Annotated in this window: 15 protein-coding genes; 14 read left to right on the top strand and 1 reads right to left on the bottom strand. The window is 40.2% G+C overall.

The features are described 5' to 3' along the window. Position 1: 1 nt before the first annotated feature. The 11 genes from O3599_RS01335 (at position 2) to ciaH (ending at position 11,673) form a co-directional block, all read left to right on the top strand. Positions 2–1,261, top strand: coding sequence for an ABC transporter permease (locus O3599_RS01335; protein WP_247939438.1), 1,260 nt, complete (start codon positions 2–4; stop codon positions 1,259–1,261). Positions 1,262–1,384: 123 nt separating this feature from the next. Beyond that, the gene (metG, locus tag O3599_RS01340; protein ID WP_247939439.1) at positions 1,385–3,382 is read left to right on the top strand and encodes a methionine--tRNA ligase; all 1,998 of its coding nucleotides are present in this window, start codon (positions 1,385–1,387) and stop codon (positions 3,380–3,382) included. 147 nt (positions 3,383–3,529) lie between these two features. Further along, positions 3,530–4,456, top strand: a complete 927-nt coding sequence (locus O3599_RS01345) for an aldo/keto reductase family oxidoreductase (RefSeq protein ID WP_247939440.1) — start codon at positions 3,530–3,532, stop codon at positions 4,454–4,456. Between the two features lie 99 nt (positions 4,457–4,555). Beyond that, complete coding sequence (locus O3599_RS01350) at positions 4,556–4,792, top strand: DUF2829 domain-containing protein (RefSeq protein WP_000141913.1); 237 nt, start codon at positions 4,556–4,558, stop codon at positions 4,790–4,792. Then, positions 4,785–5,483 carry a 3-oxoacyl-ACP reductase gene (locus O3599_RS01355; protein WP_024058000.1) on the top strand — a complete coding sequence of 233 codons (699 nt, stop codon included), beginning with the start codon at positions 4,785–4,787 and terminating at the stop codon, positions 5,481–5,483. The genes O3599_RS01350 and O3599_RS01355 overlap by 8 nt, the downstream gene beginning before the upstream one ends. A 10-nt stretch (positions 5,484–5,493) precedes the next feature. After that, positions 5,494–5,634, top strand: a complete 141-nt coding sequence (locus tag O3599_RS01360; protein ID WP_024057999.1) for a hypothetical protein — start codon at positions 5,494–5,496, stop codon at positions 5,632–5,634. Continuing rightward, positions 5,612–6,460 carry a putative PEP-binding protein gene (locus tag O3599_RS01365; protein ID WP_024057998.1) on the top strand — a complete coding sequence of 283 codons (849 nt, stop codon included), beginning with the start codon at positions 5,612–5,614 and terminating at the stop codon, positions 6,458–6,460. The genes O3599_RS01360 and O3599_RS01365 overlap by 23 nt, the downstream gene beginning before the upstream one ends. Next, positions 6,457–6,897 carry an ASCH domain-containing protein gene (locus O3599_RS01370; protein WP_024057997.1) on the top strand — a complete coding sequence of 147 codons (441 nt, stop codon included), beginning with the start codon at positions 6,457–6,459 and terminating at the stop codon, positions 6,895–6,897. Before O3599_RS01365 ends, O3599_RS01370 begins: the two co-directional genes overlap by 4 nt. A 122-nt stretch (positions 6,898–7,019) precedes the next feature. Beyond that, positions 7,020–9,566 carry a M1 family metallopeptidase gene (locus O3599_RS01375; protein WP_247939442.1) on the top strand — a complete coding sequence of 849 codons (2,547 nt, stop codon included), beginning with the start codon at positions 7,020–7,022 and terminating at the stop codon, positions 9,564–9,566. A gap of 108 nt (positions 9,567–9,674) precedes the next feature. Beyond that, positions 9,675–10,349, top strand: a complete 675-nt coding sequence (gene ciaR / locus O3599_RS01380) for a two-component system response regulator CiaR (protein ID WP_000590639.1) — start codon at positions 9,675–9,677, stop codon at positions 10,347–10,349. After that, on the top strand, positions 10,339–11,673 hold the full coding sequence (gene ciaH, locus O3599_RS01385) for a cell wall metabolism sensor histidine kinase WalK (RefSeq protein WP_247939443.1): 1,335 nt from the start codon (positions 10,339–10,341) through the stop codon (positions 11,671–11,673). The genes ciaR and ciaH overlap by 11 nt, the downstream gene beginning before the upstream one ends. Before the next feature lie 33 nt (positions 11,674–11,706). Here ciaH and O3599_RS01390 read toward each other — a convergent pair whose 3' ends face one another. Beyond that, a complete protein-coding gene (locus O3599_RS01390; RefSeq protein WP_024057993.1) occupies positions 11,707–11,994 on the bottom strand; it encodes a DUF3270 domain-containing protein in 288 nt (95 codons plus the stop codon). A 139-nt stretch (positions 11,995–12,133) separates the two neighbouring features. Between O3599_RS01390 and O3599_RS01395 the strand changes: the two genes are divergently transcribed. The 3 genes from O3599_RS01395 (at position 12,134) to O3599_RS01405 (ending at position 16,972) form a co-directional block, all read left to right on the top strand. After that, on the top strand, positions 12,134–13,063 hold the full coding sequence (locus O3599_RS01395; protein ID WP_024057992.1) for a peptidase U32 family protein: 930 nt from the start codon (positions 12,134–12,136) through the stop codon (positions 13,061–13,063). 198 nt (positions 13,064–13,261) lie between these two features. Further along, entirely contained in the window at positions 13,262–15,712 is a 2,451-nt protein-coding gene (locus tag O3599_RS01400) for a bifunctional DnaQ family exonuclease/ATP-dependent helicase (protein WP_247939444.1), read from the top strand. Positions 15,713–15,748: 36 nt separating this feature from the next. After that, entirely contained in the window at positions 15,749–16,972 is a 1,224-nt protein-coding gene (locus tag O3599_RS01405; RefSeq protein ID WP_247939445.1) for an FtsW/RodA/SpoVE family cell cycle protein, read from the top strand. The last annotated feature ends 5 nt before the right edge of the window (positions 16,973–16,977 follow it).

A 16,977-nucleotide genomic window follows, 5' to 3' on the forward strand; every position in this document is an offset into this window, starting at 1 on the left:
GATGCAGAATCTGAAATTTGCCTTTTCATCTATCATGGCACATAAGATGCGCTCTTTTCTTACTATGATTGGGATTATCATAGGTGTGTCATCGGTTGTTGTGATTATGGCTCTAGGTGATTCCATGTCTCGTCAGGTCAATAAAAACATGACCAAGTCACAGAAGAATATCCATGTCTTTTTCTCGCCTATTAAAAGTAAAGACGGTTCTTTTACCCAAAAACAATCAGCATTGACAGTCTCTGGGAAAGAAGAGAATGTTCCTGTTGAACCACCAAAACCACAAGAGTCTTGGGTCAGGGAGGCAGCTAAACTGAAGGGGATAGATAGTTACTATGTAACCAACTCAACAAATACCACCCTGTCTTATAAAGATAAAAAAGTGGAGCGCGCTAGCTTGACAGGTGGAAATATTACTTACATGAAGGCGGTTGAAAATGAAATTGTTGCAGGCCGCAGTTTCATAGCTCAGGATTATAAAGATGTGGCCAGTGTCATTTTGCTAGACCAAGAACTTGCTAATAGCCTGTTTGGATCTGCTCAAGAAGCTGTTAACCAGGTTATAGATGTTGGTGGCTTTAGCTATCGTGTCATTGGTGTCTATACTAGCGATGAGGCCAAGACTGCCAAGACTTTTGGTATTGGTGGACTTCCCATTACGACTAATATTTCTCTTGCCAACAACTTCAATATGGATGAAATTTCTGATATTGTCTTCCGTGTCAATGATACCAGTTTGACACCAACAGTGGGACCAGAATTAGCTAGAAAATTGACCGAGATTGCTGGTCTTCAGCAAGGGGAGTATCAGGTGGCAGATGCGACTGCAGCCTTCCAAGAAGTACAACAACTGTTCGGCTTTATAACTACGATTATTAGTGCCATTGCAGGAATTTCCCTTTTTGTTGGGGGGACTGGTGTTATGAACATCATGCTGGTTTCGGTGACAGAGCGTACTCGTGAGATTGGTCTCCGTAAGGCTTTGGGTGCGACACGTGCCAATATTTTAATCCAGTTTTTGATTGAATCCATGATTTTGACCTTGCTTGGTGGAGTTATTGGTCTAACCATTGCGACAGGCTTAACAGCTATAGCTGGTCTACTTTTGCAAGGATTGATAGCGGGTATAGAAGTGGGAGTATCAATCCCGGTTGCCCTATTTAGTCTTGCAGTTTCGGCTAGCGTTGGTATGATTTTTGGAGTCTTGCCAGCCAACAAGGCATCGAAACTTGATCCAATTGAAGCCCTTCGTTATGAATAAGATCAACAAGATGGACACTCGTCTATCTTGTTTTTGTATATATTTCCCTATCGAAAATCCTTAAAAATGTGATATAATGAAGTGTTAGAAAAACAGGTTCCATTTGCCTGGAAAGGAAAAATTATGTCTGAAAAGAATTTTTATATTACAACGCCGATTTACTATCCATCTGGTAAACTTCATATCGGTTCTGCCTACACAACCATCGCCTGTGATGTCCTAGCACGTTACAAACGCCTGATGGGCTACGATGTCTTTTATCTGACAGGTCTTGATGAGCATGGTCAGAAAATCCAGCAGAAAGCAGAAGAAGCTGGCATCACACCTCAAGCCTATGTTGATGGGATGGCAGTTGGAGTTAAAGAACTCTGGCAATTACTCGATATCTCATACGATAAGTTTATTCGCACAACTGATGACTACCATGAAAAAGTAGTGGCGCAAGTCTTTGAACGCTTGCTGGCTCAAGATGACATCTACTTGGGTGAATATTCCGGTTGGTATTCAGTTTCAGATGAGGAATTCTTTACAGAAAGTCAACTTGCAGAAGTTTTCCGTGACGAAGCTGGAAATGTGACTGGTGGTATCGCTCCATCAGGTCACGAAGTGGAATGGGTATCTGAAGAGTCTTATTTCCTTCGCCTCAGCAAATACCAAGACCGTCTAGTAGAATTTTTCAAAGCTCATCCTGAATTTATCACTCCAGATGGTCGTCTGAATGAAATGCTTCGCAACTTTATTGAGCCAGGTTTAGAGGATTTGGCGGTTTCTCGTACAACCTTTACATGGGGTGTTCCGGTACCATCAAATCCCAAACATGTTGTATACGTTTGGATTGATGCTCTTCTTAACTATGCGACAGCTCTTGACTACGGTCAAGACGAACATAGTAACTTTGACAAGTTCTGGAATGGCACAGTCTTCCACATGGTAGGAAAAGACATCCTTCGATTCCACTCTATCTACTGGCCAATCCTTCTTATGATGTTAGATATCAAATTGCCAGATCGTTTGATTGCTCACGGTTGGTTCGTCATGAAAGACGGCAAAATGTCTAAATCTAAAGGGAATGTCGTTTACCCTGAAATGTTGGTAGAGCGTTATGGACTAGATCCACTTCGTTACTATCTCATGCGTAGCCTTCCAGTTGGTTCAGACGGAACCTTCACTCCAGAGGACTATGTAGGCCGTATCAACTACGAATTGGCCAATGACCTTGGAAACCTCCTCAACCGTACGGTTTCTATGATTAACAAGTACTTTGATGGACAAATTCCTGCCTATGTAGAAGGTGTAACAGAGTTTGACCATGCTCTTGCTCAAGTAGCTGCTGAATCAATCGCTGACTACCATACACACATGGAAGCAGTTGACTACCCACGTGCACTTGAAGCAGTCTGGACCCTTATCTCTCGTACTAACAAATACATCGATGAGACCGCACCATGGGTCTTGGCCAAGGATGAAGCTCTTCGTGACCAATTGGCAAGTGTCATGAGTCACTTGGCAGCTAGCCTTCGTGTCGTTGCTCACTTGATTGAGCCGTTTATGATGGAAACCAGTTGTGCAGTATTGAATCAACTTGGCTTGGAAGAAGTAGCGAGCCTTGAAAACTTGAGCTTGGCTGACTTCCCAGCAGGTGTGACTGTAGTTGCTAAAGGAACACCAATCTTCCCACGTCTGGATATGGAAGAAGAAATCGCCTATATCAAGGAACAAATGGAAGGTAACAAACCAGCAGTCGAGAAAGAATGGAATCCAGATGAAGTTGAACTCAAACTAAACAAGGAAGAAATCAAGTTTGAAGACTTTGACAAGGTCGAAATCCGTGTCGCAGAAGTCAAAGAAGTGTCTAAAGTAGAAGGTTCAGATAAGTTGCTTCAATTCCGCTTGGATGCTGGTGACGGAGAAGATCGTCAAATCCTCTCAGGAATTGCAAAATACTATCCAAACGAACAAGAATTGGTCGGCAAGAAAGTCCAAATTGTTGCCAATCTCAAACCTCGTAAAATGATGAAGAAATATGTCAGCCAAGGTATGATCCTCTCAGCTGAACATGATGGAAAATTAACCCTTCTCACAGTTGATCCAGCTGTACCAAACGGAAGTGTGATTGGGTAAAAATAGAGGCTCTATAATATTTGAATCTTTCTCTTGTTCCGTGGGTTTAAGAAGATAAAATGGAGTGAAATATAGTCAAAAAGCCGTTGAAAAGCGGTTTTTTGTTATAATTAATTGAAGAATGTAGAATCAAAGGAGAAAAATTTGATGAGATACACAACTCTTGGTCAAGATGACAAAGAATTATCAGAAATTGTTCTCGGAATGATGAGAATAGAAGATAAGTCTGTAAAAGAAGTTGAAGAGCTTGTAGAAACAGCACTTTCTGTTGGAATCAATGCTTTTGACTTGGCTGATATATATGGTCGTGGTCGTTGTGAAGAACTGTTAGGTCTTGTCCTAAAAAATCGGCCAGATTTAAGAGAAGAGATGTGGATTCAGTCAAAATGTGGAATTCGCATTGAAGAATTTACCTATTTTGATTTTTCTAAGGACTATATTATAAAATCAGTTGACGGAATTTTGCAAAGATTGAAGATTGATCATCTAGATAGCTTGCTCCTTCATCGACCAGATGCTTTGATGGAATCTGACCAAGTAGCAGAAGCCTTTGATCTCCTTTATAAACAAGGTAAGGTTCGAAATTTTGGAGTTTCTAATCAAAATCCTATGATGATGGAGTTACTTAAAAAAGATGTCAAGCAGCCGTTAGCTGTTAATCAACTACAATTGAGTGCGGCTTTTACTCCAGGATTCGAATCAGGTTTTCATGTTAATATGGAAGATAGTCAAGCAGCTATGCGAGATGGCAGCATTTTTGAATATTGCAAATTACACGATGTGGTCATTCAAGCATGGTCTGTCTTACAATTTGGGTATTTTAAAGGGAATTTTGTTGGAAATGAGAAATTTCAAGCTTTAAATCAAGTACTTGATCGTTTAGCTATTAAATATGGAGTAACCTCTTCAACTATTGCCGTTTCTTGGATATTGCGTTATCCAGCAAAAATGCAGGCAGTTGTAGGTACCACAAATCCTAAGCACTTGAGAGAAGTTAGCCAAGCGGCAAACTTTAGCTTAACAAGAAAAGAATGGTATGAAATTTATCTTGCAGCAGGGAATAATTTGCCGTAAGTAGAAGCAGATGTAAATAAATCACAGTCAAAAAGCCGTTTTAAAGCGTTTTTTTTGTTATAATGAAGGGGAGAATTATTGATATTAAAGGAGAAAAACATGACATTTGAAGAAATTCTACCTGGATTAAAGGCTAAGAAAAAATATGTACGAACTGGTTGGGGAGGTGCTGAAAACTATGTCCAACTTTTTGACACCATTGAACAAAACGGGGTTGCACTTGAAGTGACACCTTATTTCCTAATCAACGTGTCTGGAGAAGGAGAAGGTTTTTCCATGTGGAGTCCGACACCTTGTGATGTTTTGGCGACAGATTGGGTAGAAGTGCATGACTAGACGTGTACTCATTACAGGAGTGAGTTCAGGAATTGGCCTGGCTCAGGCTCGACTTTTTTTAGAGAAGGACTATCAAGTTTATGGAGTTGACCAAGGTGAAAATCCACTCTTAGAGGATGATTTTCACTTTTTACAGAGAGATTTGACCTTGGACTTGGAGCCAGTTTTTGACTGGTGTCCTCAGGTAGATATTTTGTGCAATACTGCTGGAGTTTTGGATGATTACAAACCACTGTTGGAACAATCAGCGCAGGAAATTCAAGAGATTTTTGAAATCAACTACGTTACTCCAGTAGAGTTGACTCGCTATTATTTGACACAAATGTTGGAAAATAAAAAGGGGATCATTATCAATATGTGTTCTATCGCTTCTAGCCTAGCAGGCGGTGGTGGTCATGCCTATACTTCCTCTAAGCATGCTTTGGCTGGCTTCACCAAGCAGTTGGCTCTAGACTATGCAGAAGCTGGGATTCAGGTCTTTGGAATTGCTCCAGGAGCAGTCAAGACGGGTATGACTGCTTCCGACTTTGAACCAGGTGGTTTAGCGGACTGGGTGGCGAGTGAAACACCAATCAAGCGCTGGATTGAGTCAGAAGAAGTGGCAGAAGTCAGTCTCTTTTTGGCCAGTGGAAAGGCATCTGCCATGCAGGGACAAATTCTGACAATAGATGGTGGCTGGTCTTTGAAGTAGGAGCATTTGGATGGATATTCAAGAGATCACAGAAGAAAATGCATCGCCACTAGTCTTGAAGGTTAAGTCTGAATTATTAGGATTTTCAGAACTGGGCAATACTTCTTACATGAATTGGAAGGTGAATGATGAAAAATCAACTAGCTCTTAGTGGCGAAAAAATTCTTGAAAAAGTTTACCCCCAACTATTTCACCACATTGGTATGATTCGTGGGGAATACTTATTGAGAGAGCTCAATCAAAACATACTATTGCCAAGTTGTCAGCAATTTGTAAAAGATTATCTAGAGACTATCTGCTCCCTGTACTCAGATGAAGAAGTCTGGTATCGTTTTTCTGAATTAACGAATACAGAAGCTAATTGTCTAAAGGGGACTAAAGAGTATTTTGATGAAAATCATCCCTTATTTGGATATAGAGGAACTAGGCGTTTGCTGGCGTGTCCGGATGAATTTCATGCTGAGGCAAATGTTGTTACAAAAGTTTATCAAACCAATCCTAATCTGTCTGTTATTTTTCCTTTTGTCAATGATGCTGACCAATTAAACCAAGCTATTACAGTATTGCGTGAGCATGGTTTTACTGGGAAAATCGGCACAATGGTTGAATTACCGTCAGCTTATTTTGACTTGGACAGGATACTGGAAACTAGTATTTCAAAGATTATAGTTGGAATGAATGATTTAACTTCTTTTGTTTTTGCGACTGTGAGAAACAGTCAATGGCATGATATGGAAAGTCCAATAATGTTAGATATGCTAAGAGATATGCAGGATAAAGCAAGGATGAAAAAGATTGACTTTGCTGTAGCAGGATATCTGAATGTTTCTTTCATACAAAAAATGAATCAGATGGGTATCGAATGCATTATCCACTATAGTTCTATTCCAGAGATTTTTAATTTAGAGATTGACCATCCAGATCATCTTAAACACATAAAAGAAGAAAGTAAAAAATTACAAAGGAGCAACCCATGACACCGCAGGAAATGTGGAATGCATACAAGAAAATTAACCCCTCTATAGGAGATGAAATCGATGCTTGGGCTTTTGGAGTGGAACCAGACCTTTTAGCAGATTTGGTTTTAAGAGGCGAAAAGACTGCAACAGCATCAGCCTACGACCTCTATGCACTAGAAGCCGAGTCTCTTCCTCAAGAAGGAACTTTTGATGTCATTTTAGATAGTCAAAATCAGGCTGTCTGTATTGTTGAAATTACAAAGGTTTCTGTCCAACCCTTCAATCAAGTTTCTGCTCAACATGCCTTTAAGGAAGGGGAAGGTGACAAATCCCTAGCCTATTGGCGTCAGGTTCATGAGGATTGTTTCGCCGAGTGGCTGAGAGAAGCAGGACTGATTTTTACACCTGAAAGCAAGGTTGTTTTAGAAGAATTTCGCAAGGTCTACCCACTGTAGACTGTTAGACGGAAGAAAGTTTTGGAAATCACCGTCCAATCCTTTTTTCTCAGGCAAAACATGATATAATAAGTTTGTTTGAAGAAGAGCAGTAGCTCTTAAACTTAGAATAGGAGAAAACTATGCAAGCAGTTGAACATTTTATTAAGCAATTTGTTCCTGAACATTATGATTTATTTTTAGACTTGAGTCGTGAGACCAAGACCTTTTCTGGGAAGGTGACCATCACTGGTCAAGCACAGAGTGACCGTATTTCACTTCATCAAAAAGACTTGGAAATCGCCTCTGTAGAAGTTGCAGGTCAAACTCGCCCATTTACGGTTGACCATGACAATGAAGCCCTTCATATTGAATTAGCTGAGGCTGGTCAAGTTGAAGTGGTTATCGCTTTTTCAGGAAAAATTACAGACAACATGACAGGGATTTACCCTTCTTATTACACAGTTGATGGAGTCAAGAAGGAAGTCTTGTCAACACAGTTTGAAAGTCATTTTGCGCGCGAAGCCTTCCCATGTGTGGATGAGCCAGAAGCTAAAGCAACTTTTGATCTTGCTCTACGTTTTGACCAAGCAGAAGGTGAATTGGCCTTGTCTAACATGCCAGAAATCGATGTTGAAAACCGCAAGGAAACAGGTATCTGGAAGTTTGAGACAACACCTCGCATGTCTTCTTACTTATTAGCCTTTGTAGCAGGTGATTTGCAAGGTGTAACGGCTAAAACTAAAAACGGTACCCTCGTAGGTGTTTATTCAACCAAAGCCCACCCACTATCTAACCTTGATTTTTCACTGGACATCGCTGTTCGCTCTATCGAGTTTTACGAAGATTACTATGGAGTTAAGTACCCAATCCCTCAATCTCTCCACATCGCCCTTCCTGACTTCTCAGCTGGAGCTATGGAAAACTGGGGTCTTGTGACTTACCGTGAAGTTTACTTGGTTGTAGATGAGAACTCTACCTTTGCCAGCCGTCAACAAGTTGCCCTTGTTGTGGCCCATGAATTGGCTCACCAATGGTTTGGTAACCTGGTAACTATGAAATGGTGGGATGATCTTTGGCTCAATGAAAGCTTTGCTAACATGATGGAGTACGTCTGTGTAGATGCTATTGAACCAAGCTGGAATATCTTTGAAGATTTCCAAACAGGTGGTGTTCCGTCTGCCTTGAAACGTGATGCGACTGATGGTGTTCAGTCTGTTCACGTCGAAGTTAAACATCCAGATGAAATCAATACGCTCTTTGACGGAGCTATCGTCTATGCCAAAGGAAGCCGTCTCATGCACATGCTTCGTCGTTGGCTAGGAGATGCTGATTTCGCTAAAGGTTTGCACGCTTACTTTGAAAAACATCAATACAGCAATACCATTGGTCGTGACCTTTGGGATGCTCTTGGTCAAGCGTCTGGACGTGATGTCGCAGCCTTCATGGATTCTTGGTTGGAACAACCTGGTTATCCAGTTCTCACTGTCAAAGTTGAAAATGATGTCTTGAAGATTTCACAAAAACAATTCTTCATCGGTGAGCACGAAGATAAGAACCGTCTCTGGGTTGTGCCACTAAACAGCAACTGGAAAGGCTTGCCTGATACACTCGAAACTGAAAGCATCGAAATCCCTGGCTACGCAGCCCTTCTTGCAGAAAACAAAACAGCACTTCGTCTCAATACAGAAAATACAGCCCACTACATTACAGACTATCAAGGAGACTTGTTAGATGCTGTTCTTGCTGACCTAGTTGAGCTTGATAACACAAGTAAACTGCAGATCGTTCAAGAACGTCGTCTGCTTGCTGAAGCAGGGCACATTTCTTATGCTGACTTGCTTCCAGTCCTTGATAAACTTGCTAAGGAAGAATCTTACCTTGTCGTTTCAGCTGTTTCTCAAGTAATTTCTGCCCTCGAGCGCTTTATCGATGAAGGAACAGAAGCTGAAAGAGCCTTCAAAGCCTTGGTTGCTAAATTGGCTCGTCATAATTATGACCGTCTTGGTTTTGAAGCTAAAGACGGAGAATCAGATGAGGATGAATTGGTTCGTCAGTTGGCTGTTTCTATGATGATTCGCTCAAACGATGCAGAAGCTAGTCAAGTCGCTAGCCAAATCTTCGCGACTCACAAGGAGAATCTTGCAGGACTTCCAGCAGCTATTCGCTCACAAGTTCTGATCAATGAGATGAAACATCATGAGGCTAAAGACTTGTTAGCACTTTATCTTGATACTTATACTCACGCAACAGATGCTGTCTTTAAACGTCAGTTGGCAGCAGCTCTTGCATACAGTACAGATGCGGATAATATCCAAAACTTGATTACTTCTTGGAAGGACAAATTTGTGGTTAAACCACAGGACTTGTCTGCTTGGTACTTCCAGTTCTTAAGCCATCAGGCAACTCAGGAAACAGCATGGTCTTGGGCTCGTGAAAATTGGGCTTGGATTAAGGCAGCTCTTGGTGGAGATATGAGCTTTGATAGCTTTGTTATCCTTCCTGCTCACGTATTTAAGACTCAGCAACGCTTGGCAGAGTACAAGGAATTCTTTGAACCGCAACTTTCTGACCTTGCTCTTAGCCGTAATATCGGTATGGGAATCAAGGAAATTGCAGCGCGTGTTGACTTGATTAACCGTGAAAAAACTGCAGTGGAAGCAGTCGTTCTTCAATACGGAAACGCATAAATAAGCCTAAAATAAAAAGAAAACTCAGCTATCTCATGTAAAATGTAGAGAGTTGAGTTTTTTTTAAGGCAAATTTGGTATAATGGTTTTAATAAGGAGGAGTTTCTCATGATAAAAATCTTATTGGTTGAGGATGACCTAGGCCTGTCAAATTCAGTATTTGACTTTTTAGACGATTTTGCGGATGTCATGCAGGTATTTGATGGGGAAGAAGGTCTCTACGAAGCTGAAAGTGGCGTCTATGATTTGATTTTGCTCGATTTAATGTTGCCTGAAAAAAATGGCTTCCAAGTCTTGAAAGAATTGCGTGAAAAAGGAATTACGACACCAGTTCTGATTATGACCGCCAAGGAAAGTTTGGATGACAAGGGACATGGATTTGAACTGGGAGCAGATGATTATCTGACCAAACCTTTCTACCTAGAAGAACTCAAAATGCGGATTCAAGCCCTTCTCAAACGTTCAGGTAAATTTAATGAAAACACCTTGACTTATGGAAATATTGTGGTTAATTTGTCAACCAATACCGTTAAAGTCGAAGATACTCCTGTCGAATTACTGGGGAAAGAGTTCGATTTATTAGTTTATTTCCTTCAAAATCAAAATGTTATTTTGCCTAAGACTCAGATTTTTGATCGTCTATGGGGATTTGATAGTGACACAACGATTTCAGTTGTCGAAGTCTATGTTTCAAAAGTCCGTAAGAAATTAAAAGGAACCACTTTTGCAGAGAATTTGCAAACCTTGCGCAGTGTTGGGTATATTTTAAAAGATGTTCAGTAAACTAAAAAAAACATGGTATGCGGATGACTTTAGTTATTTTATCCGTAACTTTGGTGTCTTCACTCTGATTTTCTCTACCATGACTCTGATTATTTTGCAGGTCATGCACTCGAGTCTCTATACTTCGGTGGATGATAAGCTTCATGGACTAAGTGAAAATCCTCAGGCAGTTATCCAGCTTGCGGTAAATAGGGCAACAGAAGAGATTAAAGATTTAGAGAATGCCGCTACAGATACTAGCAAGACTGAGATAAAACCCAATGTTAGTTCAAATACAGAGGTCATTCTCTTTGATAAGAATTTTACCCAACTCCTTTCTGGAAACCGATTTTTGGGATTGGATAAGATTAAGTTAGAGAAAAAAGAACTAGGCCATATCTACCAGATTCAGGTTTTTAATAGCTATGGACAAGAAGAAATTTATCGCATGATTTTGATGGAAACCAATATCAGTTCGGTTTCAACCAATATCAAGTATGCAGCTGTCTTGATTAATACCAGTCAGTTGGAGCAGGCCAGTCAAAAGCATGAGCAATTGATTGTGATTGTGATGGCAAGTTTCTGGATTTTGTCTTTACTTGCCAGTCTCTATCTAGCTAGGGTCAGTGTTCGTCCTCTGCTTGAGAGCATGCAGAAACAACAGTCCTTTGTGGAAAATGCCAGTCATGAGTTACGAACTCCACTTGCAGTTTTGCAAAATCGTTTAGAGACCCTTTTCCGCAAGCCAGAAGCTACCATTATGGATGTGAGTGAAAGCATTGCATCGAGTTTGGAAGAAGTCCGAAATATGCGGTTTTTGACGACGAACTTGTTGAATTTAGCTCGGAGAGATGATGGGATTAAGCCGGAACTTGCAGAAGTTCCAACCAGTTTTTTCAATACGACTTTCACAAACTATGAGATGATTGCTTCTGAAAATGACCGTGTCTTTCGTTTTGAAAATCGTATCCATCGTACGATTGTCACAGATCAACTTCTTTTGAAACAACTGATGACCATCTTATTTGATAATGCTATCAAATATACTGAGGAGGATGGTGAAATTGATTTTATGATTTCAGCGACTGATCGTAATCTTTATTTGCTAGTTTCCGACAATGGAGTCGGTATTTCAGCAGAAGATAAGAAGAAAATTTTTGACCGTTTTTATCGAGTGGACAAGGCTAGAACCCGTCAAAAAGGTGGTTTTGGTTTAGGATTATCCCTAGCCAAGCAAATTGTAGATGCCTTAAAAGGAACCATTACTGTTAAAGATAATAAACCAAAGGGAACAATCTTTGAAGTGAAGATTGCCATCCACACACCATCTAAAAAGAAAAAATAAAAATATCGCTCCAGACGGGGCGATATTTTGGATTTATCTTCTACGTTTTTGTTTGATAATAAAGCGCTGAACTTTTAAAACAAGTAAGCTGGATCCGATTGCTGCAGCGAATGCAAGAGCAGTTGATAATTTTAATGCTAAAAAGATAAAACTAAAGATAGCAATACAGATACAAAAAACAGCGATATTAACAAAAAATAGGATTTCCTTGAGATTGGCATCAGATTGCGCTTCAGGTGTATAATCTTGATAGCGAGGAACCTGCTGGCTTAATTCTTCTTGATAGTCTACCTCATAGGATTGTAATTTTCTTACGGGCATTATTCTCTCCTTAACAGTACATACCTATTTTATCATTTTTTCAGCAGAGAATTATTACAGAAAGGTTACAATAAGAATAAAGTCCCTTTTCATTTTTAAAGAATGGCTGATTTTCCAGAAATGTGGTATAATTTTTCTTATGGAAAAGATTATCATTACAGCAACTGCTGAAAGTATTGAACAAGTTAAACAACTACTCGAAGTTGGCGTAGATCGTATCTATGTTGGTGAGAAAGATTTTGGCCTTCGTCTGCCAACAACCTTTAGTCATGACCAATTGCGTGAAATCGCTAAGCTGGTTCATGATGCTGATAAGGAATTGATTGTTGCGGTTAACGCCCTCATGCACCAAGATATGATGGATCGTATCAAGCCTTTCTTAGACTTTTTGGAAGAAATCAAGACAGACTACATTACGATTGGGGATGCAGGTGTCTTTTACGTAGTCAACCGCGATGGTTATTCCTTTAAGACCATCTACGATGCTTCAACCATGGTAACTAGCAGTCGCCAGATTAACTTCTGGGGACAAAAGGCTGGCGCATCTGAGGCTGTTTTGGCGCGTGAAATTCCATCTGCTGAACTCTTCAAAATGCCAGAGATTTTGGAAATTCCTGCTGAAGTTTTGGTTTACGGAGCTAGCGTTATTCACCATTCTAAGCGTCCTCTCTTGCAAAACTATTATAACTTTACACATATCGATGACGAAAAGACGCGCAAGCGTGACCTCTTCTTGGCTGAGCCAAGTGACCCAGAGAGCCACTATTCCATTTTTGAAGACAATCATGGGACCCACATCTTTGCCAACAATGACCTTGATTTGATGACCAAATTGACAGAATTGGTGGAACATGGCTTTACTCACTGGAAACTAGAAGGTCTCTATACACCTGGTCAGAACTTTGTTGAGATTGCAAAACTCTTTATCCAAGCGCGTAGCTTGATTCAAGAGGGTAACTTTAGCCATGACCAAGCTTTCTTGCTGGATGAGGAAGTACGTAAGTTACACCCTAAAAACCGTTTCCTTGATACAGGATTTTATGACTACGATCCTGACATGGTTAAATAAAGTAAATGATTCGTTGAGAGAAGGAAGATGCAAACATTTCTTCTCTCAATTTTTCTTATTCTCCAATATTTTCAAAGAATTAGTAGGCTAGGATGCTCTGTTTGCTGGAATTTTTAATACAAGTAACCTTCTTAAGTTTGAAAATTATCCTATGTTTGCAGGTGCCAAATGGCCCTTTTTTTGGTATAATTTTTTATAATGAAAACGATTGGTAATCGCTATGTTGTAGTTGATTTAGAGGCAACTAGCACAGGTAGTAAGGCTAAAATTATCCAAGTGGGAATTGTCGTGATTGAGGACGGAAAAATCGTTGATCACTATACGACGGATGTCAATCCACATGAACCCTTGGATGCTCATATCAAAGAACTGACAGGATTAACAGATCAACGTCTGGCGCAAGCACCTGTTTTTTCGCAAGTTGCAAGAAAAATCTTTGACTTGGTGGAGGATGGGATTTTTGTAGCCCATAATGTTCAGTTTGATGCCAATCTCTTGGCGGAAAATTTATTTTTTGAAGGTTATGAACTAAGAAATCCTCGTGTTGACACGGTCGAATTGGCTCAGGTCTTTTTCCCAGAACTGGAAAAATATAGTTTGCCGATATTGTGTCGAGAATTAGGAATTCCTCTTAAGCACGCTCACACAGCCCTTTCAGATGCACACGCTACCGCGGAATTACTCTTATTTCTACGGAAAAAGATGGCCCAGCTTCCTAAAGGACTCTTGGAACGCTTGCTGGAAATGGATGACGCCCTCTTATATGAGTCCTACCTGGTTATTGAAGAAATTTATCGCGGCCAATCTATCCTTAGTTCTCCAGACTTGGTCGAAGTTCAAGGACTGTATTTCAAGAAAACTGGAGCTCCCCTGGAGCCACGAAAACTATCCCAAGATTTTTCTAAAAACATTTCTCTATTGAACCTTGAAGTGAGGGAGGAACAAGAAAGTTTTGCTAAAGAGGTTGGCTTGCTATTGAAAGATGAGCCTGTCTCTCTGATTCAAGCTCCGACAGGGATTGGTAAAACTTATGGATATCTCTTACCTGCTTTGTCCCAAGTGGAAAATCGTCAGATTGTCCTTAGCGTTCCGACAAAGATTCTTCAAAATCAAATCATGGAAGAAGAAGGTAAACGTCTCAAGGAAGTGTTCCATATAGATATTCATAGTTTAAAGGGACCACACAATTATCTGAAGTTGGATGCCTTTTATCGTTCCTTGCAGGAAAATGATGAAAATCGCTTATTTAGACGCTTTAAAATGCAACTCTTGATCTGGCTGACTGAGACAGAGACAGGAGATTTGGATGAAATTGGGCAACTCTACCGTTACCAACATTTTCTGACAGATCTTCGTCATGATGGGAATTTATCATCCAAGAGTTTATTTGTGACGGAAGATTTTTGGAAACGTAGTCAAGAAAGGGCACAAGCTTGCAAGCTCTTAGTGACCAATCATGCCTATCTTGTAACCAGACTTGAAGATAATCCTGAATTTGTCAGTGATCGTTTATTGATTATTGATGAAGTCCAAAAAGTTTTGTTGGCCCTAGAAAATCTGCTTCAAGAGACCTACGATATCCAGTCTATTATCGATTTGCTTGATAAGGCTTTACTGGAGGAGCAAAATAAGGTTCAGCAACGAATACTAGAAAGTATTCGCTTTGAGTGCTTCTACTTGATAGAACAATTTCAGTCTGGCAAATCTAGGAAAAATATCTTAGATTCTCTTGCCAATCTCCATCAGTATTTTTCAGAATTAGAGGTAGAAGGCTTTGGGGAACTGGTCCGCTATTTTACGGCTGAAGGTGATTACTGGCTTGAAGCAACTGAAACGAGTCAAAAGAAAATTCAGATTTCTTCTACAAAATCAGGCCGTATTCTTCTATCTTCCTTAGTGCCTGATTCATGCCAAGTCTTGGGAGTGTCGGCCACTCTTGAGATTAGTCAAAGAGTTTCTTTGGCAGACCTGTTAGGCTATCCCGAAGCTAAATTTGTTAAGATTGAAGCTTGTAAAAAACAGGATCAAGAAGTGGTCTTGGTCAAAGATTTTCCTCTAGTAACAGAAACCTCCTTAGAAGTCTACGCCAAAGAGGTAGCTGATTTGCTGATGGATGTTCAAGATTTCCAGCAACCGATTTTAGTTCTCTTTACTTCTAAAGACATGCTTCTAGCAGTATCGGATTTACTTCCAGTTAGTCATTTGGCTCAGTATAAAAATGGGGATGTTCATCAGCTTAAGAAACGCTTTGAAAAAGGTGAACAACAAATCCTGCTTGGTGCAGCAAGTTTCTGGGAGGGAGTTGATTTTTCAAGTCATCCTTTTGTGATTCAAGTTGTACCAAGACTTCCTTTCCAAAATCCCCAAGAACCCTTGACGAAAAAGATCAATCAGGAACTAATTCAAGAAGGAAAAAATGCCTTTTATGATTATCAGTTGCCAATGGCTATTATTCGTTTAAAACAGGCTTTGGGAAGAAGTATGAGACGTGAACACCAACGTTCCTTAACCCTCATTCTGGATAGGAGAATTGTCGGAAAACGATATGGCAAGCAAATAGTGACTTCTCTAGCAAAAGAAGCGACTGTTAAAACCGTCTCTCAATCCGAAGTTGATGAGGCTGTTGATAAATTTTTAAATGAACTTTGATAAATAGTATAGTATGAAAGTATAAGGTTAGTATATATGAAACGTTCTCTCGACTCTAGAGTCGATTATAGTTTGCTCTTGCCAGTATTTTTTCTACTGGTTATTGGCGTGGTGGCTATCTATATAGCTGTTAGTCATGATTATCCAAACAATATTCTGCCCATTTTAGGGCAGCAGGTCGCCTGGATCGCCTTGGGGCTTGTGATTGGTTTTATCGTCATGCTCTTTAATACAGAATTTCTATGGAAAGTGACACCCTTTCTGTATATTTTAGGCTTGGGACTTATGGTCTTGCCGATTGTCTTTTATAATCCAAGCTTAGTTGCATCAACGGGTGCCAAAAACTGGGTATCGGTAAATGGTGTTACCTTGTTCCAGCCGTCAGAGTTTATGAAGATATCCTATATCCTCATGTTGGCTCGTGTGATTGTCCAGTTTACCAAAAAACATAAGGAATGGAGACGTACAGTTCCGCTGGACTTTTTGTTAATTTTTTGGATGATTCTCTTTACCATTCCAGTCCTAGTTCTTTTGGCACTTCAAAGTGACTTGGGGACGGCTTTGGTTTTTGTAGCCATTTTCTCAGGAATCGCCTTGCTATCAGGAGTTTCTTGGAAAATTATTATCCCAGTATTTGTGACTGCTGTAACAGGAATTGCTGGTTTCTTAGCTATTTTTATCAGCAAGGACGGAAGGGCTTTTCTCCATCAACTGGGAATGCCGACCTACCAAATCAATCGTATCTTGGCTTGGCTCAATCCTTTTGATTTTGCTCAAACAACGACCTATCAGCAGGCTCAAGGACAGATTGCCATTGGAAGCGGTGGCTTATTTGGTCAAGGTTTTAATGCTTCGAATCTGCTTATTCCGGTTCGAGAGTCGGATATGATTTTCACGGTAATCGCAGAAGATTTTGGCTTTATTGGCTCTGTCCTTGTTATCGCACTTTACCTCATGCTGATTTACCGTATGTTGAAGATTACTCTTAGATCAAATAACCAGTTCTACACCTATATTTCCACAGGTTTGATTATGATGTTGCTCTTCCATATCTTTGAGAATATCGGTGCCGTGACAGGTTTGCTTCCTTTGACGGGGATTCCCTTACCTTTCATTTCTCAAGGTGGATCGGCTATTATCAGTAACTTGATTGGTATTGGCTTGCTTTTATCGATGAGTTACCAGACTAATCTAGCTGAAGAAAAGAGCGGAAAAGTTCCATTCAAACGGAAAAAGGTTGTATTAAAACAAATCAAATAAGGAGA

The sequence above is a fragment of the Streptococcus sp. 27098_8_103 genome, from assembly GCF_041432345.1.
In the GTDB taxonomy this organism is placed as follows: domain Bacteria; phylum Bacillota; class Bacilli; order Lactobacillales; family Streptococcaceae; genus Streptococcus; species Streptococcus mitis_BV.